Origin of the sequence: Gordonia sp. (in: high G+C Gram-positive bacteria) (assembly GCF_047602025.1) — a bacterium.
Lineage (GTDB): Bacteria > Actinomycetota > Actinomycetes > Mycobacteriales > Mycobacteriaceae > Gordonia.
In genome coordinates this window covers 2450696-2469906 of record NZ_JASGII010000001.1, presented here as the reverse complement: position 1 = coordinate 2469906, position 19211 = coordinate 2450696, and the positions used below count along the sequence as shown (strand labels likewise).

General features: G+C 70.5%; 20 protein-coding genes. 9 read left to right on the top strand and 11 right to left on the bottom strand.

Annotation, left to right across the window (positions count from 1 at the left end; all coding sequences use genetic code 11):
- Positions 1-32: 32 nt before the first annotated feature.
- The 4 genes from menE to QM728_RS12375 form a co-directional block, all read right to left on the bottom strand.
- Positions 33-1214, bottom strand: coding sequence for an o-succinylbenzoate--CoA ligase (menE, locus tag QM728_RS12390; RefSeq protein ID WP_415032308.1), 1182 nt, complete (start codon positions 1212-1214; stop codon positions 33-35).
- Between the two features lie 5 nt (positions 1215-1219).
- The gene (locus QM728_RS12385; RefSeq protein WP_415032307.1) at positions 1220-1606 is read right to left on the bottom strand and encodes a DUF3349 domain-containing protein; all 387 of its coding nucleotides are present in this window, start codon (positions 1604-1606) and stop codon (positions 1220-1222) included.
- Between the two features lie 72 nt (positions 1607-1678).
- A complete protein-coding gene (locus QM728_RS12380) occupies positions 1679-1951 on the bottom strand; it encodes a hypothetical protein (protein WP_415032306.1) in 273 nt (90 codons plus the stop codon).
- A gap of 25 nt (positions 1952-1976) precedes the next feature.
- Entirely contained in the window at positions 1977-3191 is a 1215-nt protein-coding gene (locus QM728_RS12375) for an inorganic phosphate transporter (RefSeq protein ID WP_415032305.1), read from the bottom strand.
- Positions 3192-3349: 158 nt separating this feature from the next.
- Here QM728_RS12375 and QM728_RS12370 point away from each other — a divergent pair, with 158 nt between their 5' ends.
- Entirely contained in the window at positions 3350-4411 is a 1062-nt protein-coding gene (locus tag QM728_RS12370) for an LLM class F420-dependent oxidoreductase (protein WP_415032304.1), read from the top strand.
- Here QM728_RS12370 and QM728_RS12365 read toward each other — a convergent pair.
- Positions 4408-5358: a 1,4-dihydroxy-2-naphthoyl-CoA synthase gene (locus QM728_RS12365; protein WP_415032303.1), complete on the bottom strand. Its 951-nt coding sequence runs from the start codon at positions 5356-5358 to the stop codon at positions 4408-4410. The two genes, QM728_RS12370 and QM728_RS12365, sit on opposite strands and share 4 nt — an antisense overlap.
- 47 nt (positions 5359-5405) lie before the next feature.
- On the opposite strand from QM728_RS12365, the gene QM728_RS12360 reads away from it, so the two are divergent.
- Both QM728_RS12360 and QM728_RS12355 read left to right on the top strand, forming a co-directional pair.
- Entirely contained in the window at positions 5406-6023 is a 618-nt protein-coding gene (locus QM728_RS12360; protein WP_415032302.1) for a PaaI family thioesterase, read from the top strand.
- A gap of 43 nt (positions 6024-6066) precedes the next feature.
- Positions 6067-6777, top strand: a complete 711-nt coding sequence (locus QM728_RS12355; RefSeq protein ID WP_415032301.1) for an O-methyltransferase — start codon at positions 6067-6069, stop codon at positions 6775-6777.
- Positions 6778-6790: 13 nt separating this feature from the next.
- Here the strand turns inward: QM728_RS12355 and QM728_RS12350 are convergent, their stop codons facing one another.
- From QM728_RS12350 to QM728_RS12330, 5 genes are all read right to left on the bottom strand, one after another.
- Positions 6791-8029 (bottom strand): saccharopine dehydrogenase family protein, encoded by a 1239-nt coding sequence (locus QM728_RS12350; protein WP_415032300.1) that lies wholly within the window; start codon positions 8027-8029, stop codon positions 6791-6793.
- A gap of 39 nt (positions 8030-8068) precedes the next feature.
- Entirely contained in the window at positions 8069-9568 is a 1500-nt protein-coding gene (locus QM728_RS12345) for an MFS transporter (RefSeq protein WP_415032299.1), read from the bottom strand.
- A gap of 96 nt (positions 9569-9664) precedes the next feature.
- A complete protein-coding gene (locus QM728_RS12340; RefSeq protein ID WP_415032298.1) occupies positions 9665-10189 on the bottom strand; it encodes a DUF1697 domain-containing protein in 525 nt (174 codons plus the stop codon).
- Entirely contained in the window at positions 10186-10806 is a 621-nt protein-coding gene (locus QM728_RS12335) for a class I SAM-dependent methyltransferase (RefSeq protein WP_415032297.1), read from the bottom strand. The genes QM728_RS12340 and QM728_RS12335 overlap by 4 nt, the downstream gene beginning before the upstream one ends.
- A 59-nt stretch (positions 10807-10865) precedes the next feature.
- On the bottom strand, positions 10866-11111 hold the full coding sequence (locus tag QM728_RS12330; RefSeq protein ID WP_415032296.1) for a hypothetical protein: 246 nt from the start codon (positions 11109-11111) through the stop codon (positions 10866-10868).
- A 35-nt stretch (positions 11112-11146) separates the two neighbouring features.
- Here QM728_RS12330 and menD point away from each other — a divergent pair, with 35 nt between their 5' ends.
- The 5 genes from menD (at position 11147) to QM728_RS12305 (ending at position 16644) form a co-directional block, all read left to right on the top strand.
- Positions 11147-12793, top strand: coding sequence for a 2-succinyl-5-enolpyruvyl-6-hydroxy-3-cyclohexene-1-carboxylic-acid synthase (gene menD, locus QM728_RS12325; RefSeq protein ID WP_415032295.1), 1647 nt, complete (start codon positions 11147-11149; stop codon positions 12791-12793).
- Positions 12794-12803: 10 nt separating this feature from the next.
- Positions 12804-13259 carry a hypothetical protein gene (locus QM728_RS12320; RefSeq protein WP_415032294.1) on the top strand — a complete coding sequence of 152 codons (456 nt, stop codon included), beginning with the start codon at positions 12804-12806 and terminating at the stop codon, positions 13257-13259.
- Positions 13260-13332: 73 nt separating this feature from the next.
- Entirely contained in the window at positions 13333-14508 is a 1176-nt protein-coding gene (locus tag QM728_RS12315) for a glycosyltransferase family 4 protein (protein WP_415032293.1), read from the top strand.
- A gap of 43 nt (positions 14509-14551) precedes the next feature.
- Positions 14552-15268: a demethylmenaquinone methyltransferase gene (locus QM728_RS12310; protein ID WP_415032292.1), complete on the top strand. Its 717-nt coding sequence runs from the start codon at positions 14552-14554 to the stop codon at positions 15266-15268.
- Positions 15269-15294: 26 nt separating this feature from the next.
- Complete coding sequence (locus QM728_RS12305) at positions 15295-16644, top strand: YibE/F family protein (RefSeq protein WP_415032291.1); 1350 nt, start codon at positions 15295-15297, stop codon at positions 16642-16644.
- Between the two features lie 111 nt (positions 16645-16755).
- Here QM728_RS12305 and QM728_RS12300 read toward each other — a convergent pair whose 3' ends face one another.
- On the bottom strand, positions 16756-18027 hold the full coding sequence (locus tag QM728_RS12300) for a geranylgeranyl reductase family protein (RefSeq protein WP_415032290.1): 1272 nt from the start codon (positions 18025-18027) through the stop codon (positions 16756-16758).
- A gap of 93 nt (positions 18028-18120) precedes the next feature.
- Here QM728_RS12300 and QM728_RS12295 point away from each other — a divergent pair, with 93 nt between their 5' ends.
- Positions 18121-19137, top strand: coding sequence for a polyprenyl synthetase family protein (locus QM728_RS12295; RefSeq protein WP_415032894.1), 1017 nt, complete (start codon positions 18121-18123; stop codon positions 19135-19137).
- Positions 19138-19211: the final 74 nt, after the last annotated feature.

The window sequence follows — 19211 nt, the reverse complement described above, 5'->3', positions numbered from 1 at the left end:
GTCATTCAACCACGCCGGCGATCGTCGGCGGATCAGTCGCTCGTGGCTCCCGATCCGGCGGAGAGGGCGGCGGACAACATGTCCCGCAGCGCCCGGCGGTCGACCTTGCCCGCGCCGCGCAGCGGCAGGGATTCGACGACGACGATCTGCCGTGGCGCGGCATGGCGGTGCACCCGCGCGGCAACGAGGTCGCGCAGCGCGGCGACGTCGGGCGCGCTGCCGGGAGCGGGTACGACGGCGGCGACGACCTGTTCACCGAGGCGCTCGTCGGGCAGGCCGACGACGGCACACTCGGCGACGGCGGGATGGGCGCTCAGCTCGGCCTCGACGACCTGCGGGATGACTGTGAGACCACCGGTGCTGATGCCGTCGTCGGCGCGGCCCAGGGTGGTCAGCACTCCGTCGTCGACGCGCCCCAGATCGTCGGTGCGGAACGATCCGGGAACCGCGAACGCCGGATCGTCGGGCCGCCCCCGGTAGCCGTGGGCGACCATCGGTCCCGACAGCACCACGCGACCGTCGTCGATGCCGACGGTGACCCCGTCGAGCGCGCGGCCGTCGTAGACGCAGCCGCCGCCGGTCTCGCTCATGCCGTAGGTCCGCACGATGGGCAGCCCCGCCGCCAGTGCTCGGTCGCGCAGCGCGGGCGGGGTGGCGGCTCCGCCGACGAGGACGGCGTCGAGGTCGGCGACCGCCGCGGTCGCCTCCTTCGATGCCAACACCGCGACGAGCTGCGTCGGCACCAGCGAGGTGTAGCGGCGCGGACCGCGCAGCAGCTTCACGTCGGCGGCGAAGCGGTCGGCGTCGAACCCGTCGCGCAGATCTGCGATCGCCGGGGTGAACCCGGCCCGCAGCGCGCGCAGCAACACCTGCAGCCCGGCGATGTGGTGGGCGGGCAGCGCCAACAGCCAGTTGCCGGGTCCGCCGAGGCGGGCATGCGTGGCATCGGCCGATGCGGCGAGTGTGCGAGGCGTGTGGATCGCGCCCTTGGGTTCGCCGGTCGAGCCGGAGGTTGCGATGACCAGGCACGCCTCGGGGTTGTCGACGGGCTCACCCGCGTGCAGCGAGGCCTCCAACAGTTGGCGGTCGGGGGCCAGCGGGTCGTCGACGACGGGGAGGAAGCATTGCGCGCCCGCCGCCATCGCGACGAGGTCGGCAAAGGATTCGGCCAGCGCCGGACCGGCCGCGAGGGGCAAGGGGCGCAGGACCGGCACGATGCCTATCCGGCGGAATCGGGTCGCTGATGCGAGGGTTCGCGGCGCAGCGGCTCGTCGTCGAACGGCCATCCGGCGCCCACCAGCACCGAGCGCACGCGGGCGAGATCGGTTTCGCTGGGCAGCTCGTCGAGGATCTTGTTGATCTCGACGCCGACGTCGATCCGGGTGATCTCCGGGACGTCCTCGGCCTGGATCGACGCGGTGTCCGTCGGTGTCGCGGCCACGGCCTCGTTGACGAGGGTGGCGGCGACTTCGCGGACCTCGTCGTCGCTGAGTTGACGGCGGAGGATGGCGACGAGCGGGATGTAGTCGCCGCTGGGGACCCCGTTGGGGTAGCCAGCGCGGAGCCAGTTGACTACTGACGCCAAGAATTGCGGTCGATCAGCCACTGACTTCTCCTTTCGCTGGTCGCATTCGATTATAGGTGTGAAGTCGCTGGTGAGCAGCGACGCGGAACACCCTTACTTGTAGCCGAACGGGAAGAGCTTGACCCCGAAGTGGAAGTAGATGGTCTGTCGGGTGATCCAGAGGATGCCGATGATGATGGCGGCGCTGACTAGAACGAACAGCAGACCGCCCAGCGCCTTCAGCACGGGGTTGTGATTGGTGACGGTGCCGTCGGCGTTGTAGCCGTTGGCCCACAGCCGCAGCCCGAGGGCGAAGAGTGCGGGGAGGCCGGCACCGAAGACCAGGCCGATGACGAGGACTCGGAGGATGGAGTCGGCGATTGCCATGGTGTGTCCTTCTCGGTAATCCGGGTCAGGCGCTCACGCGCTGCGGGAGCTCGGGGATCTCGACCGGCATGAGGCCGCTCTCGTCGTCCCACTCGGCGTTGACGTTCTCGTGGTCGACCTTGTTCTGCTGGGCTCGCCAGTACATGTAGCCGGAGAGCGCGACGAGCACGGCGAAGATGGCGATCGCACCGCCGAGGTTGCCGAGCAGGTGGGCCAGGCCGAAGCACATGGCGCCGACGGCGGCGGCGGCGGGCAGCGTCGTCACCCAGGCGACGACCATGCGGCCGGCCACCGACCAGCGGACGGTCGCACCCTTCTTGCCGACGCCGGTGCCCAGGATCGAGCCCGTGGCGACGTGGGTCGTCGACAGCGGCATGCCGGCGGCGCTGGAGGTCAGGATGATCGCGGCGGAGCTGGCCTCGGCGGCCATGCCCTGCGGCGGGGCGATCTCGACCAGGCCCTTGCCCAGCGTGCGGATGATGCGCCAGCCGCCGAGGTAGGTGCCCAGCGCGATGGCCAGGGCGCAGCTCAGGACGATCCAGAACGGCAGGCCGTGCGAGACCGACTCGGCGTTGAGGTGGCCGGTCGCGATCAGCGCCAGGGCGATGACGCCCATCGTCTTCTGCGCATCACCGGTGCCGTGGGCGAGCGAGACCAGCGACGCGGTCGCGATCTGGCCGTAGCGGAAGCCGTCGTCCTTCTGGTGCGAGGCCAGCTTGTCGGTGAGCTTGTAGACGAGCCAGGTGCCGCACGCCGCGACGATGCAGGCGATGACCGGCGCGAGCAGCGCGGGGATCAGGATCTTGCCGGTGATGCCCGACCAGTTGACGCCCGAGGTGCCCAGGGCGGCGAGGCCGGCGCCGATCAGACCGCCGAACAGGGCGTGCGAGGAGCTCGACGGCAGGCCGAAGAGCCAGGTGAAGAGGTTCCACAGGATGCCGCCGACGAGGCCGGCGAAGATGATCAGCAGTGCCTTGTTGGTGTCCAGGCCCGGGATCAGCTCGCCGTGGCCGCCCTGGATCTTCAGGACGTCCTTGGTGATGGTGGCGGCAACCTCGACCGAGAGGAAGGCGCCGACCAGGTTGAGGACGGCCGACAGTGCGACGGCCACCTTCGGCTTGAGCGCACCGGTGGCGATCGAGGTCGCCATGGCGTTGCCGGTGTCGTGGAAGCCGTTGGTGAAGTCGAAGCCAAGGGCGGTGATGACGAGCAGCACCAAGATCAGCATCTCTACGGTCATGCCTCAATTCTGAGTGCTGCCGGGGAGATCCGCCTAACCGACGTGCCGAAGATTTAGGCCTCTGACCAGGCATTATCTGGAATTGGATTGTTGTTCACCCGTAGTTAACCCGACGGTCGGCGACTGTCCATTCACCGGGCGCGTGTCAGAATCGTGCGATGACCGCGATCACGCTCGGAATGCCCATCAACTACGCGGGCGATTTCCGCGAGACCATCGCCAATCTCGGCGACTACGAGGCCGCCGGTGTCCGCCGGATAGCTGTTCCGGAGGCGTACAGCTTCGACGCCGTCAGCCAGCTGGGCTTCATCGCGGCCAAGACCGAGAAGATGGAGCTGCAGACGGCGATCCTGCCGATGTACTCGCGGACCCCGACCAACCTGGCGATGACCGCGGCCGGTCTCGACTACATCAGCGGCGGCCGGGCGATCCTGGGGATCGGGGCGTCGGGGCCGCAGGTCATCGAGGGTTTCCACGGCGTCAAGTACGACTTCCCCCTCGGGCGGGCGCGCGAGCACGTCGAGATCTGCCGCAAGGTGTGGCGCCGCGAGAAGGTCGAGTTCCACGGCAAGCACTACACGCTCCCGCTCGACGAGGAGCACGGCGGCAGCGGCCTGGGCAAGGCGCTGAAGATCATCAACCACCCGGTGCGCGAGCGGATCCCGATGCTGCTCGCCGCGATCGGTCCCAAGAACGTCGAACTGGCCGCCGAGCTCTACGAGGAATTCCAGCCGTTCCTGTTCCACCCCGACTACGTCGATGCGGCGTTCGGTGAACCGCTGGCCGCGGGCAAGGCCAAGCGCGATCCGTCGCTGGGCGAGCTGCGCATCGTCGTGCAGTCGGCCGCACTGGTGACCGAGGACGCCGATCAGATCGAGAACGCGCTGAACACCGTGCGCCACCACGCCGCGCTCTACGTCGGCGGCATGGGTGCGCGGGGCAAGAACTTCTACAACTCGCTCGTCCAGCGCTACGGCTACGTCGACGAGGCCAAGCTGATCCAGGACCTCTACCTCGACGGCAAGAAGGCCGAGGCGGCGGCGGCCGTGCCCGATGAGCTGGTCCGCTCGATGAGCCTGATCGGCCCCAAGTCGCTCGTCGCCGAACGCCTCGAGGCGTTTCGCGGTGCCGGTGTCGGCGTCATCCTCGCCTCGCCCGCCGCGGGCACCCACGCCGAGCGCGTCGCGACGATGGAGACCCTCGCCGGGCTCGTCGACTAGTAGTAATAGGGGTAGTCGTCCCAGTTCGGGGGGCGCTTCTCCAGGAAGGCGTCACGGCCCTCGACGGCCTCGTCGGTCATGTAGGCCAGGCGGGTGGCCTCGCCCGCGAACACCTGCTGGCCCATCAGGCCGTCGTCGGCGAGGTTGAACGCGAACTTCAACATCCGCTGTGCCGTCGGCGACTTGGAGTTGATGGCCCGCCCCCACTCGATGGCCGTCGCCTCCAGGTCGGCGTGGTCGACGACCCGGTTCACCGCACCCATCGCGTGCATGGTCTCGGCGTCGTAGGCCTCGCCGAGGAAGAAGATCTCGCGGGCGAACTTCTGCCCGACCTGCTTGGCCAGGTAGGCGCTGCCGTAACCGGCGTCGAAGGAGCCGACGTCGGCGTCGGTCTGCTTGAACCGCGCGTGCTCGCGCGAGGCGAGGGTGAGGTCCGCGACGACGTGCAGCGAGTGCCCGCCGCCGGCCGCCCAGCCGTTGACGACGGCGATGACGACCTTGGGCATCGTGCGGATGAGCCGCTGCACCTCGAGGATGTGCAGGCGTCCGCCCTCGGCCTTCACCCGCGCCTCGTCGACGCCGTCGCGGTCGGCGGCCTCGACGTCGGCGTCGTGACTGGTGGCGTACTGGTAGCCCGACCGGCCGCGGATCCGCTGATCGCCGCCGCTGCAGAACGCCCAGCCGCCATCCTTCGGCGACGGCCCGTTACCGGTCAGCAGGACCGTTCCGACGTCGGGGGTGCGTCGCGCGTGGTCGAGGGCGCGGTACAGCTCGTCGACGGTGTGCGGGCGGAACGCGTTGCGCACCTCGGGACGGTCGAAGGCGATGCGCACGATGCCGTTGGCGCGGCCCTCGCCGACGTGCCGGTGGTAGGTGATGTCGGTCAGGTCGTCGAACCCGGGGACCGCGGCCCACTGCGCGGCGTCGAACGGGGTGGAAGCGCTCATGGCGCCCAGCGTAAACCGCCCGCAACGGCAGGCGATAACGTGAGGAAATGAGCGATGGTTCCCACGAGGGCGGATTCCGCCCGGATCTTGCGATCTCCACCACGCGCGGCGGGACGCACTACCCCGAGTTCAACGAACAGGTCCGCACGCTGATGGACAAGGTCCGCTACGCGTGCCCCGACGACGAGCTGGCCCTCGAGGCCATCGCGACGCTCAAGGACCTCAACGCCAAGCTCGACGACCACCTCGTCGACGAATGGACCACCCCGGCCGGCACGCGCGTCGACCTGCCGGCGCGCGGCAACATCACGCTGCCGCCCTATGAACTCACGAAGGCCGGTCCCGACGGCGTCGAGGGCACCGTCTGGTTTCGCCCGTACCACCTCGGCGGCAACGGCGTCGCGCACGGCGGCCAGGTCGCCGTCGCATTCGACGACATCGGCGGCATGGCCGCGGCCCTGGCCGTCGACGGCGTGTGCCGCACGGCCTTCCTCAAGGTGAACTACCGGTCGCTGACGCCGCTGAACACCAACCTGCAGATCAAGGCCTGGGTCGACCGGCGCGACGGCCGCAAGATGTTCGTCGCGGGCACCCTCCACGACGGCGACCGCCTGTGCGCCGATATCGAGTCGCTGTTCATCGCACTCAAACCCGGTCAGGCGTAGCCGACTACTTAGGTTTACCTAATTTCGGTGCTAGGGTTTGCCCATGGGCAAGTTCGCACCGTCGCCGCTGGACCAGCGGGCACAGGCTGTCGCCGACCGACTCACCAGGGCCAGTAAGCGTCAGCAGCTGCCGGGCGCCCTGCCGATGCTCGGCCAGGCCGTCCGGTCCAAGCTCCGCGACGGAACCTGGGATCCGACGATGAGCGAACCGGGCAAGCGGTTCCTGGCCGACAAGTACGTCGCGCTCGACCCGGAGAAGGCCGCCCTCTGTTACCTGCTGTGCCGCTCGCTCGACGCGCGTCGCGTGGTCGAGGTGGGGACGTCGTACGGGGTGTCGACGATCTATCTGGCTTCCGCGATCCGGGACAACCTCGCCGCAGCGCCGGGGGAGAGTGGAACCGTCATCGGCACCGAACACGAACCGGCGAAGGTCGCCGCGGCGCGCGAGCACCTCGTCGAAGCCGGTGTGGCCGACTACGCCGACATCCTCGCCGGCGACCTCCGCGAAACCCTGCCCGCCGTCGATGGCCCGATCGACTTCGTGCTCGTCGACATCTGGATCCCCATGGCCGAACCGGCGCTGCGCATCCTCGAGCCCAAGCTGCGGCGCGGCGCGCTCGTGGTCTGCGACAACATCGTCAGCGGCGCCTCGTCGTACCGCGCCTACACCGACTACGTGCGCGACCCGGATGGGCCGTTCCAATCGGTGACCGTTCCGGGCCGCGGCGGCATCGAAGTCTCGATGAAGCGCTGACCGGGAGGACGGGTCAGAGGGCGGTGACGCCGATCCGGAAACCCGCGTTCTGCAACCGTTCGACGAGCACATCGCCCATGGCGACCGCCGGGGTGAGCACGCCGGCGCGGTCGGGCAGCCGGTCGCGGTCGAGGGCCAGGGCCAGCGCTGACTCGCCGAGCATCACCGCGGTCGCCTTGTAGCCGGGGTCGCCGTGGGCGACCATCTCGCTGCGATAGCGCTTGCCGGTGGACGTCGTGGTGAAGGTCTGCGTGGTGAAGTGGCCCTTGTCGCGCGCCTTCTCGCTCGGTCCGCTGCCCGGTTTGGGCAACACCTTGTCCAGCAGCGTCCGCGTCGGCTTGAAGGCCATCAGGCCCATGCCGACGCCGAGTCCGCCGGCCACCGCCGCCGATGCGATCGCCGACACGACCGGGATGCCGCCGACGGCCATCACCTCGCCGTAGCGGAAGTCGGGGCCGTAGTCGAGGAGTGAGTCCGACCGGCGCACGATGCGGGTGTTGAACGAGCTCATGAAGAAGGGTGCACAGGTGCCGCGCAGCGACGGGTCGATGGTCTTCGCGTTCACGATCGCGGCGTCGCTGGGCTCCGAGCGCAGGTCGGCGCGGACCATCTCGCCCGGACCCGACGACAGTGCCTGTGGGTTGAGCAACACCTTGCGGATCTGCGGATCGCGAGCCTGTTCGGCGATCACGCGCACCGAGTCGACGGTGCCGCCCGAGGCGCCGCCGCGCATCGACTGCACGACCATCGTGGTGGTCCCCAGCGTGCCGGCGCCGTCCCGCTCCGCCTGCCGGTGCAGGAGGTAGGCGCCCAGGTCGGACGGGACCGAGTCGAAGCCGCACGCGTGCACGATCCGCGCGCCGGTGGCGGCGGCCGTTTCACCGGCCTTGTCGATCGAGTACCGCACGAACGGGACCTCCCCGGTGAGGTCGACGTAGTCGGTGCCGGCGCTGGCGGCCGCGGTCACCAGCGACTCGCCGTACTTCAGGTACGGGCCGACCGTCGTGCACACGACTTGCGTGCGGGCGCACATCTCGTCGAGCGTGGACGGCCGGTCGGCGTCGGCGACGATGAGCGGCCACCCGGACGCCTTCGGGCCGAGTCGGCCGCGCACGCCGGCCAGCTTGGGCTCGGACCGTCCGGCCAGGGCGATCTTGGTGCCGGTGGGCGCCGATTCGGCGAGGTAGCGGGCGGTCAGCTCACCGACGAATCCGGTGGCGCCGAAGACAACGATGTCGAATTCGCGGCTCATGGCGCCAGCGTATCGGGTGACCGCGCCCTCCCGCGGCGACTACAGGTGCTCGAGGCTGACGCCGCGCGTCTCGATGCGCAGCTTCCATGTGGCCAAGGCGCCGAGGAAGGAGGCGCCCACGAGGATCGTCAGCAGCGCCTCGGTGCCGATCTTGTTCATCAGCATCGGGAACAGGAAAGCGGCGATGACCGCGCCGACCTTTGCGAAGGAAGCGGCCAGTCCGGCGCCCGTCGCCCGGACCTCGGTGGGGAAGACCTCCCCGGCGATCACATAGGTCTGGGTGTTCGGCCCGACGTTGGTCATCACGTTGAACAGCATGACGCCGACGAAGAGCAGGACCACCGCGGTCGTGCCCCCGGCGAGGCTGGACACCGCCGCGGCCGACAACCCGAGGGCGCAGCCGATGAACCCGACGATCTGCAACTTGATGCGGCCGACGCCGTCGACGAGGAAGAAGGCGATCACGACGCCGACCAGCAGGCAAAGGTCGATCAGCACACCGCCGCGCGCACCGATCGCGTCGTTGTGGATGACCTCGGCGATGTTGCGCGGATCGGTGGGCCGCGCGACGCCGCCGGCGGTCGTCGCGATGATCACCGGCGTGAAGATGCCGATGCCGTAGGTGCTCAGGTCCTGCAGGAACCAGGGGATCGAGGCGAACAGCGTGGCCCGGCGGTACCGCGGTCCGAACAGGTCGCGGACCCGGACGCGGCCCTCGATCTCCGGATCGCGGGTGGGGCGCAGCTCGACGTCGGACGGGTAGGCCGGGACACGGGCGAGCAACTCGCGCGTCGCCGAGCGGGCCTCCTCGACGCGCCCCTTGGCGATCAACCAGTGCGGGCTCTGCACGACGAACAACCGGCCGACGGTGACCAGCACCGCCGGGACGACGGCGATGAAGTACATGAGCCGCCAGTCGGTCTGCGACGTCTTGGTGCTGAGCACGATGTACCCGACGAAGGTGCCGGCGACGGCGCCGAGCGCCTGGAAGCCGAAGGCGCTGAGCACCAGTCGCCCGCGCAGGCGGGTGGGACTGCACTCGGAGATCATCACGTGCGCGGTTGGGTAGTCGCAGCCGAGGGCGACGCCGACGAACAGCAGGCACAGCAGCAGCATCGGCAGGTTCGGGCTCAGCGCGACGCCGAGGAGGAACACCGCGAACAGCGCCATCTCGCCGACGAAGACCTCTTTGCGGCCGAGGCGGTCGGACAGGTTGCCGAGCAGGCTGGCGCCGAGCAGGATCCCCGCCAGGGACGCGGAGCTGACCAGCCCCTTCTGCAAGGAGGTGAGGTTGAACTCGAAGGTCAGCAGCGGCAGCGCCACGCCGGCGACGAAGACGACGAAGCCCTCGAAGAACTTGCCGGAGGCGGCGAGCGCCCAGATGTACCACTGCATCTTGGTCAGCGGCGTCGCGGTTGCGGGGGTGCCGTCGGACCACACCGGCGTCTCGTCGATGTACTCCTGGACGCTCTTGGGCACGACGACGTCATCCGGGCGGGTCGTCGCCCACGTGCGGATCCGATGGTTGGCTTCGGTCACTGGTCCCACTTTCCTTGTGGGCATCCTGCCGCAGCCGGGTACCGGCGGGCCACTCAAGGGTGGCCGGTAGGCGACCGGCCCAGGAACAGTCGACGGCTACCGGGTCAGTTCGATCAGCTTGTCGACGGTGTTGAGGTTGCGGGCGGTCCCCGGCACGCCGAGCGCGCGGCCGATCGACGCGTCTTTCATCTGGGGGCGGCCCGCACCGTCGGCGTAGCGGATGTGCATGTCCTTGCCGATGATCTCCCAGCGGTCGTCGCCGGTCTCGTAGCCGCGCGCCTTCGCGACGTTCTCCGGCGACGGTTCGGCGGCGAGGAAGGTGACATACGAGTACTTCGGCGCGATCACCTCGAACGGGTGTGCCGCGCGGGCGGCGACCAGGTCGTCGTGGCTGCGCGAGATCACTTCGCGGAAGTAGCCGAAGCGCTCCTCGACCGCCTTTTCCAGCGCGCGGTCGAAGTCGTCGGGGTCGCCGGGCGGGGTGGTGATGAGGTTCCCCGACGCGATGTAGGTCGCGATGTCGGTGGCGCCCAGGTCCGCCGCGATCTCGCGGAGCTCGGCCATCGGCAGCTTCGCGCCACCGACGTTGACCGCTCGCAACAGATGGGCGCGCAAGGTCATGGCGCCACCGTAGCCGTGCCGACGGACAGTGCGCCGAAGGTCTTCGGCGTCTTCACCGCGTAGAACTGGTCCAGTTCCACCGGCTCCCAGCCGGCGTCGGTGAGCAGCGCGGGGATGTCGCGGGTGAGGTGGCAGCCGCCGCCGAGGCGCTTCTGCACCGGTTCCAGGCGGCGCTGCCAACGCCGGACCTGCTCGTCGGGTGCGCGACCGTGCTCGAGGAAGTGCAGTCGCCCGCCGGGCTTCACGACGCGGCGCAACTCGGCCAGTGCCGTGGGGAGGTCGGGGATGGTGCACATCGTGTAGGTCGAGAGTGCGGCATCGAAGGTGTCGTCGTCGAACGGGAGGCGCTGACCGTCGAGCCCGCCCCGGGTGATCGGCACGGTGCTGCTCGCGACGGTGTCGGCGGCCATGCGCCACGCGGTGTCCGACGGTTCGACGGCCGTCACCGATGTGACGTCGTCGGGATAGCAGGGGACGTTGGCGCCCGAGCCAAAGCCGATCTCGATGATGTCGCCGCGCAGGCCCTCGGTGGCCCGCCGGCGGACCTTGCGCATCGCGGGCATCCCGCACGTCACCTCGATGATGTGCGGCAGGATGCGGTCTTCGTAGAAGCCCATGGTCCGATTGTCGTCGCGTCGCGCCGCGCACGCCTCGAAACGGGGCAAAGCCGCGTCGGTCAGCTGGTGAGCCGTCGCCGTCGGGTGGCTGTTCGGACGGTCAAGACGACCCAACACAGGACCGCGAACGCAGTTAGGGCGGCGGGTGCCCAGTGGTGCAGCAGGATCGACGCTGCGGTCGCGCAGGAGAATGCGGTGAGGTTGGCGACCGCGTCGTAAACCGGAGCGACGAAGCGGGTATTCACCACGTGCGCTGCCGCGATGAACAAGCCGCAGGCGAAGGTGATGGAGAGCAGGGTGGACACCACTCGCCCGATTCTAGGCGTGACAGACTGGACCCATGCCGATCAATCCGTCGACGCTGCAGGGCCGGGTGATCGTCGACGAGATGATCCGCGGCGGCGTGACCGACGCGGTGCTGTGCCCCGGGTCCCGCAACGCCCCCCTGGCGTTCGCCCTGCACGCCGCCGATGCCGCCGGGCGGATCCGCCTGCACGTGCGGATCGACGAGCGCTCGGCCGGCTACCTGGCCCTCGGCCTGGCGACGGCTTCGCGGCGACCGGTGCCGATCGTCCTCACCAGCGGCACCGCCGTCGCCAACGTGGGCCCCGCGGTCTTCGAGGCCAACTACGCCCGCGTGCCGCTGGTCGTGGTCAGCGCCAACCGCCCCTATGAGCTGCTGGGATCCGGCGCCAACCAGACGATCGAGCAGTTCGGCCTGTTTGGCACCCAGGTCCGCGCGGCCATCAGCATCGGCCTGGCCGAAGACGGTGTCGACACCAACAGCCAGTGGCGCTCGGCCGTCGGGCGCGTGCTCGCCGCGGCGCGCGGCGCGCGCACCGGCAACGCCGGCCCGGTCCAGTTCGACATTCCGCTGCGCGAACCGCTGGTGCCCGACCCCGCCGAGCCGTCCGACGACGACCTCGCCGGCTTCACCGGCCGACCGAACGGGGAGCCCTGGACCCGGGCGCCGTCGGGCCGCCTCGACATCCCGGTGCCGATCGACCTGAGCCTGGACACCGTCGTCGTCGCCGGGCACGGCGCCGGCGCCAACCCCGAGCTGGCCGGGCTGCCGACAATCGCCGAACCGACCGCGCCCGTCCCCGACAACCCCCTGCATCCGCTGGCGCTCGGCGGCCTCAAGCCGCAGCAGGCCATCATCTGCGGCCGCCCGACGCTGCACCGCGGCATCGCCCGCCTGCTCGCCGACCCGGAGGTCCGCGTCCACGCGATCACCACCGGCCCGCGCTGGCCCGACGTCTCCGGCAACGTCTACTCGACCGGCACCCGCGCCGAGCCCAGCGGCACCCCGCGCACCGCCTGGATCGACGAGTGCGCCGCCGAGCACCGCCGCGCCGTCGACGCGGTGGCCGGCGTCCTCGCCGAGACGCCCGCGACCACCGGACTGCACGTCGCGGCAGCCGTCGCGGGAGCCGTCGGGCCCGGTCACCAGCTGCTGCTGGGCGCCTCCAACCCGATTCGCGACGTGGCCCTCGCCGGCTCGCTCGGCGCCGGCGTCAAGGTGGTGTCGAACCGCGGTGTCGCCGGCATCGACGGCACCAATTCGACCGCCATCGGGGCGGCGCTGGCGGGCGGTCCGACCGTCGCGCTCATGGGCGACCTCACCTTCATCCACGACACCACCGGGCTGATCATCGGGCCGGGGGAGCCGCGCCCCGACGACCTGCGGATCGTCGTCGCCAACGACGACGGCGGGGGCATCTTCGGTGTGCTGGAGCAGGGCGATCCGCGCTTCCAGCAGGGCGACTACGCCGGCGCCTACGAGCGGATCTTCGGCACTCCGCACCACACCGACCTCGCGTCGCTGTGCGCCGGCGTCCGCGTGCCGCACCGCCGCATCGACCCGGCCGAGCTGCCCGCCGCCCTCGCCGGCCCGGCATCGGGCCTGCAGGTGCTCGAGGTGCCCACCGACCGCAGCGGTCTGCGCGCGGTCCACGAGGCCATCGCCGCCCGCCTCAGCCGGTAGCCTGTCTCAGATGACCGCCACCGCCCAGCGCATCACGCAGATCACCCTGCTCGTGCTGGGCGTCCTGCTGTCGCTGATGGCGGTCTTCCTGTTCCTCGGCTGCGTCAAGGGCGACCGCCAGATCGACAAGAACAAGGCCACCGCGGTCGCCGAGGTCTCGTCGGCCGACCGGTTGCGCGCGTCGGCCGGGTTCTTCACGCCCGACGGCAAGTTCCACAACCCGCAGGTGGGGCTGCTGTATCCGACGCGGCTGTCGGTGGGGCAGCGCATCGCCGTCGACTACGACGCGGCGAACCCGGACGGCCTGGTCCGGCCCACCGGGCGCAACTGGACCCTCGCGATCGTGCCCTGCCTGTCGGTGATCGTCGGGTCGTGGCTGATCATCGGCCTGGCGATGGTCGCCGTGGCCGAGACCGGGAAGCGCCGTCGGGAACAGACCCCGGAACCGGCTGGTCAACCCGCATAACGTTGGCCGCCCGTTCACCCGGGCGCAAGGTGGACACCACTCTCGCGCAGCCTTGACTGGTGAGACTGGTGGCATGCGAGTGGCAATTGTGACCGAGAGCTTCCTGCCGCAGGTGAACGGCGTGACGAATTCCGTCCTCCGCGTCGTCAACCATCTCGAGCGCGGCGGGCACGACGCGCTGGTGATCGCCCCGGACACCCCGCGCGGCCAGCCCAGCGGCCCGACCGTGGTCGGCAACCGCACCCCGGTCCACCACGTTCCGGCCGTGATGGTCCCGGGCGTCCCGTCGCTGCCGGTCGGCGTGCCCACCCCGGTCATCCACCGTGCGCTGCGCGACTTCGCCCCCGACGTCGTACACCTGGCCTCCCCGTTCGTCCTCGGCGGCGCCGGCGCCTTTGCGGCCCACCGCCTGGGCCTGCCGACGGTCGCGGTCTTCCAGACCGACGTGCCCGGCTTCGCCGCCAGCTACGGCGCCGACTTCACCTCGCGCACGGCGTGGCGCTACCTGCGCAAGCTGCACTCGGCCTGCGACCGCACGCTCGCCCCGTCGACCGCGTCGGTCAAGGACCTCGCCGCGCACGGCATCCCGCGAGTGCACCGCTGGGGCCGTGGCGTCGACCTGGACCAATTCGGTCCCGAACACGCCAGCGCCGACCTCATCGCCCGGTGGTCGGGCGCCGGTCACGACGACGACCGCGAGCGTCGGCTCATCGTCGGCTTCGTCGGCCGACTGGCACCGGAGAAGGACGTCGACAAGTTGGCCGCGGTGGCGGGCGACCCGACGATCCAGTTGGTCATCGTCGGCGACGGGCCCGAGCGCAAGAACCTCGAGAAGCTGCTGCCCGGTGCAATCTTCACCGGCGAACTGCACGGCGAGGAGTTGGCCCGCGCGTACGCCAGCTTCGACGTGTTCGTCCACGCCGGCCGTCACGAGACCTTCTGCCAGACCATCCAGGAGGCCATGGCCAGCGGCGTCCCCGTGATCGGCCCGCTGGCCGGCGGTCCCCGCGACCTGATCGCCCACGAGCGCACCGGTTTCCTGATCGACCCCGACCGCTTCACCGACGCGCTGCCCGCCGCAATCGACGAACTGCGCGACCCGGCCACCCGCGCGCGCTTCGGCGGCGCCGGCCTCGCCTGGGTGCGCACCCGCACGTGGTCGTCGGTGTGCGATGAACTGCTCGAGCACTACCGGGCCGTCGTCGGCGAGCACGCCGACGGGCCCACGCCCGCGCCGATCGCGGGCTGACCGGACTCCCGTCGTCGCCGGCGGGGGACTACCGTTGGGCGCGATGAATGAGCGCGCAGGCAATGACACTTCCCCCGGCGACGTCGCCGACCTGACCAAGCGTCCCGACGAAGTCGCGTCGATGTTCGACGGCGTCGCCAAGCGCTACGACCTGACCAACACGGTTCTCTCCTTCGCCCAGGACCGTCGCTGGCGGGCCGCCACCCGCCGCGCGCTCGGCCTCAAACCCGGCGAAGTCGCCCTCGACCTGGCCGCCGGCACCGCCGTCTCCACCGTCGAACTGGCCAAGAGCGGCGCCGACGTCATCGCCGCCGACTTCTCCCTCGGCATGCTCAAGGCCGGCGCCCGCCGCGACGTGCCGAAGGTCGCCGCCGACGCACTCGCGCTGCCGTTCGCCGACGAGTCGTTCGACGCGGCGACCATCTCCTTCGGGCTGCGCAACGTCAACGACGTGCCGCTCGCCCTGAGCGAGTTGCGCCGCGTCCTCAAGCCGGGCGGGCGCCTGGTGATCTGCGAGTTCTCGACGCCCACCTGGCGTCCGTTCCGCACCGTCTACCTCGAGTACCTGATGAAGGCCCTGCCCGAGGTCGCCACCCGCGTCTCCAGCAACCCGGACGCATACGTCTACCTCGCCGAATCGATCCGGGAATGGCCCGACCAGCAGGGGCTCGCGCGCCTGATCACCGACGCCGGCTTCCGCGGCGTGCACTGGCACGACCTCACCGGCGGGATCGCCGCGCTGCACAGCGGGGTCAAATAGTCGGGCCGTGAAGTAGCGTTGCCCGCGTGAGTCATCGCATCGACGAGCCCGCCGAGCGGCCCAACGTCGCACCGGCCGCCGGTCATCACCACCATCACCATCACGGCGATGGGCCGGTGCCACTCGGCGACGCCGCCCGCTGGGTGGTCATGGCGATTCTGGGAATCGCCGGCGCCGCCGTGGTGGTCGGGATGTTCCTGTTGTGGCCGTCGTCGGGCGGCGAGCACCCCATTCCGATCCAGTTCCGCTCGGCCGACGGCGGATCGATCCGGACCGATACCGGCACGGTCGTCGCACAGGCCCGCGCCGAATGTCAGAACCAACTCGTCGGACAGGCCGTCGACCAGTCGGCGCTGGAGATCGACGCGACCGCCGACGGCCCCTGTTTCGCGACGACCGTCCGCCTCGACAGCGGCGCCGACAAGGGCAAGGTCGTGCTGCTGCAGATCCCGACGAATCGCGCACAGGCCGGCAGCGGGCCCGACCAACCGGCCATCAACCCCGCCACCGCCGACCAGGTGCAACCGGGCCAGCCGACGCTGGGCGTGGGCAACACCATCCGCTTGAGCACCACGCCCGGCGAGGACGGCGGTCCGCGCTACAACTTCTACGACTTCGCGCGGGGATCCGCGGTCGTCGTGTGGGCGATCCTGTTCATCCTGGCGGTCGTCCTCGTCGCCGCCTGGAAGGGGCTGCGGTCGATCATCGGCCTGGTCTTCGCCTTCGCGGTTCTCGGCTTCTTCACCCTGCCGTCGATCCTCGAGGGTCACTCGCCGGTCGCGGTGGCCGTCGTCTCCGCGTCGCTCATCCTGTTCGTCGTGCTCTACCTCGCGCACGGCGTCAGCATGCGGACGTCGGCGGCCCTGGTCGGGACGCTGGTATCGCTGTTGTTCGCGGGGTTGCTGAGTTGGCTCGCGATCCGCACGATGCACATCGCGGGCCTGTCCGGCGACCAGTCGATGAGCCTGCAGCTCTATCAGGGCACCATCTCGATGACCGGCCTGCTGCTCGCCGGGTTCATCATCGGCGCGCTGGGCGTCCTCAACGACGTCACCATCACGCAGGCGTCGGCGACCTTCGAGCTGGCCGCCGCGGGGGAGCCGTCGCGGTTGGCGACGTTCCGCGCCGCGATGCGCGTCGGCCGCGACCACATCGCTAGCACGGTCTACACGCTGGTCTTCGCGTACGCAGGCAGCGCGTTGCCGCTGTTGCTGCTGTTCTCCGTGGCGGCGCAGCCGTTCGGGTCGCTGGTGACCACCGACCAGGTCGCGATCGAGTTGGCCCGGGCCTTCGTCGGCGGTATCGCCATCGCGATGTCGGTGCCGCTCACCACGGCCGTCGCCGCGTCGCTGGTGACGATCAACCCCCGCCGTTAGTGCCCACTCGCCGAGATTTTGGTGCCCACTCGGCGGAATCTGGTGCCCACTCGGCGAAACTCTGGTGCCCACTCGGCGAAACTCTGGTGCCCACTCGGCGGAGTCTGCGGGCTAGCGGAAGGGCGGGCGCTCGTCGACCTTCACCGACAACCGCCCGGCGGTCCGCCAGGCCCGCGCGATGACGTCCTTGTCCTCGTCGGTGACGAGGTTGGCCATGACGCGCACGACCGTCGACATCAGCCGGCCCGACCGCAGCCCGGGGCGACCCAGCAGGGGCACGACCTGCGGCACGGTGAACAGCGTGGCAAGCCGTCGCGCGGCGGAGAACGCCAGCGAATAGTGCTCGGTCAGCAGATCCGGCCAGCGCTCGGTAAAGTCCTCGCCCACGTCGTCGAGCAGCCCGACGGCCAGCCGCGCGGTCTCCAACCCGTAGTCGATGCCCTCGCCGTTGAGCGGGTTCACGCACGCGGCGGCGTCGCCGATCAGCATCCAGTTCCGCCCGGCCACGCCGCTGACCGCACCGCCCATCGGGAGCAGCGCGGAGGTGATCCGCTGCGGCTGCCCGGTGATGTCCCACTCCGCGCGGACCATCTCGTTGTAGTGCCGCAGCGTCGGCCGCAGGTCGACGTGTGACGGCCGCTTGGCCGTCGCGAGCGCACCCACCCCGACGTTGACCTGTCCGCCGCCCAGCGGGAACACCCAGCCGTAGCCGGGCAGCAGGGTCCCGTCGGCGGCGCGCAGTTCCAGGTGCGAGCCCATCCACTCCGAATCCGCGCACCCCGACGCGGCGTACGCGCGTCCGGCCGTCCCGTACGCGGTGTCGCGGTGCCACTGCCGGCCGAGGACCTTGCCGAGCCCGGAGCGCACCCCGTCGGCGACGATGACCGTTTGCGCGCGGATCGTGCGACGCCCCTCGGGTCCCTCGACGACGACGGCCCCGATGCGGTCGCCGTCCCAGTCGACGTCGACGGCCTTGGTGCCGGGCACCATCTGCGCACCGGCGTCGACGGCGAAGCGGCGCAGCTCGTCGTCGAACTCGATGCGCGCGACCGCGCTGCCCCAGTCGGCGAACCGATCGCCCGGCCAGCGGACGCGCTGATCGGCACCCCAGCCGTGCAGGTGCAACCCGATGATGCGCGGCCGGCCGGCGAGGAAGTCGGCGAAGCCGAGCTCGATCAGCTCAGTGATCGCGCGCGGCGTGAGGCCGTCGCCGCAGGTCTTGTCGCGCGGAAACGTGGCCATGTCGAGCAGGGCGACATCGCGCCCCGCGCGGGCCGCATAGGCGGCCGCCGCCGACCCGGCGGGACCGGCGCCGACGACGAGGACATCGACGTCCCCGACCGGCGTCGACGGGCCCGATCCGGGCGCGGTGGCGTTGCTCACCCGACCAGTATGTCGGGTGCGCGGGTCGGCTACGCTCGCCGAGTAGGCGCGACCGCGCCGGGACCCCGAACGCATCTGCAGGTGGCATCACACGTGAAGTCGACGATCGCCGGCTTGAACCTCGGCTCCGACGAGTTCTCCGAGGCGGTGAAATCCTCGTTGGCACAGGTCGAGGACCTGTTGCTGAGCGAGCTCTCCTCCGGCGACGACCTGCTCACCGAGGCCGCCACCCACCTGGCGAAGGCCGGCGGCAAGCGCTTCCGCCCGATGTTCGCCATCCTCGCCGCTCAGTTCGGCCCGAAGCCGGACGCCCCCGAGGTCATCACCGCCGCCACGGTGGTCGAGATGATCCACCTGGCCACGCTCTACCACGACGACGTCATGGACGAGGCGCCCGTGCGGCGCGGCGCCCAGTCGGCGAACGCTCGCTGGACCAACTCCATCGCGATCCTCTCCGGCGACTTCCTGTTCGCGCGCGCCTCGCACCTCGTCTCGACGCTGGGCCCCGAGTCGGTGCGCATCATCGCCGACACCTTCGCCGAACTGGTGACCGGCCAGATGCGCGAGACCGTCGGCGTCAGCAGCGGCGGCGACCCGATCGAGCACTACCTGAAGGTGGTGTGGGAGAAGACCGGCTCGCTGATCTCCGCGGCCGGGCGGTTCGGCGCCATGACGGCTGCGGCCGACGCCGAGACCGTCGAGCGCCTGGCCCGCCTCGGCGACGTCATCGGCACCGCGTTCCAGGTCTCCGACGACATCATCGACATCGCCTCGCCCACCGGCGACTCGGGCAAGACTCCGGGCACCGATCTGCGCGAGGGCGTGCACACCCTGCCCGTCCTGTACGCGCTCGCCGGCGACGACGACACCGGCACGCGACTGCGCCAATTGCTCGTCGACGCCGACGGCAAGCCGCGCCCGCTCACCGACGACGCCGAGGTTAACGAGGCGCTGACGCTGCTGCGCTCGTCGGCGGGCATGGTGGCCGCGCACACGAAGCTGCAGGAGTACCTGCACTCGGCGCAGGCCGACCTCGCCGAGCTGCCCGCCGGACCGGCGCGCGACGCGCTCGCCGACCTGGCCGCCTACACGGTGGAACGCACCGGATAGGCGACGCGCCCGAAATTCGCGCTGATGTCGGGAACGATCCGTGATCGGCAAGCGTTTGGCACTATGCAAGGTGA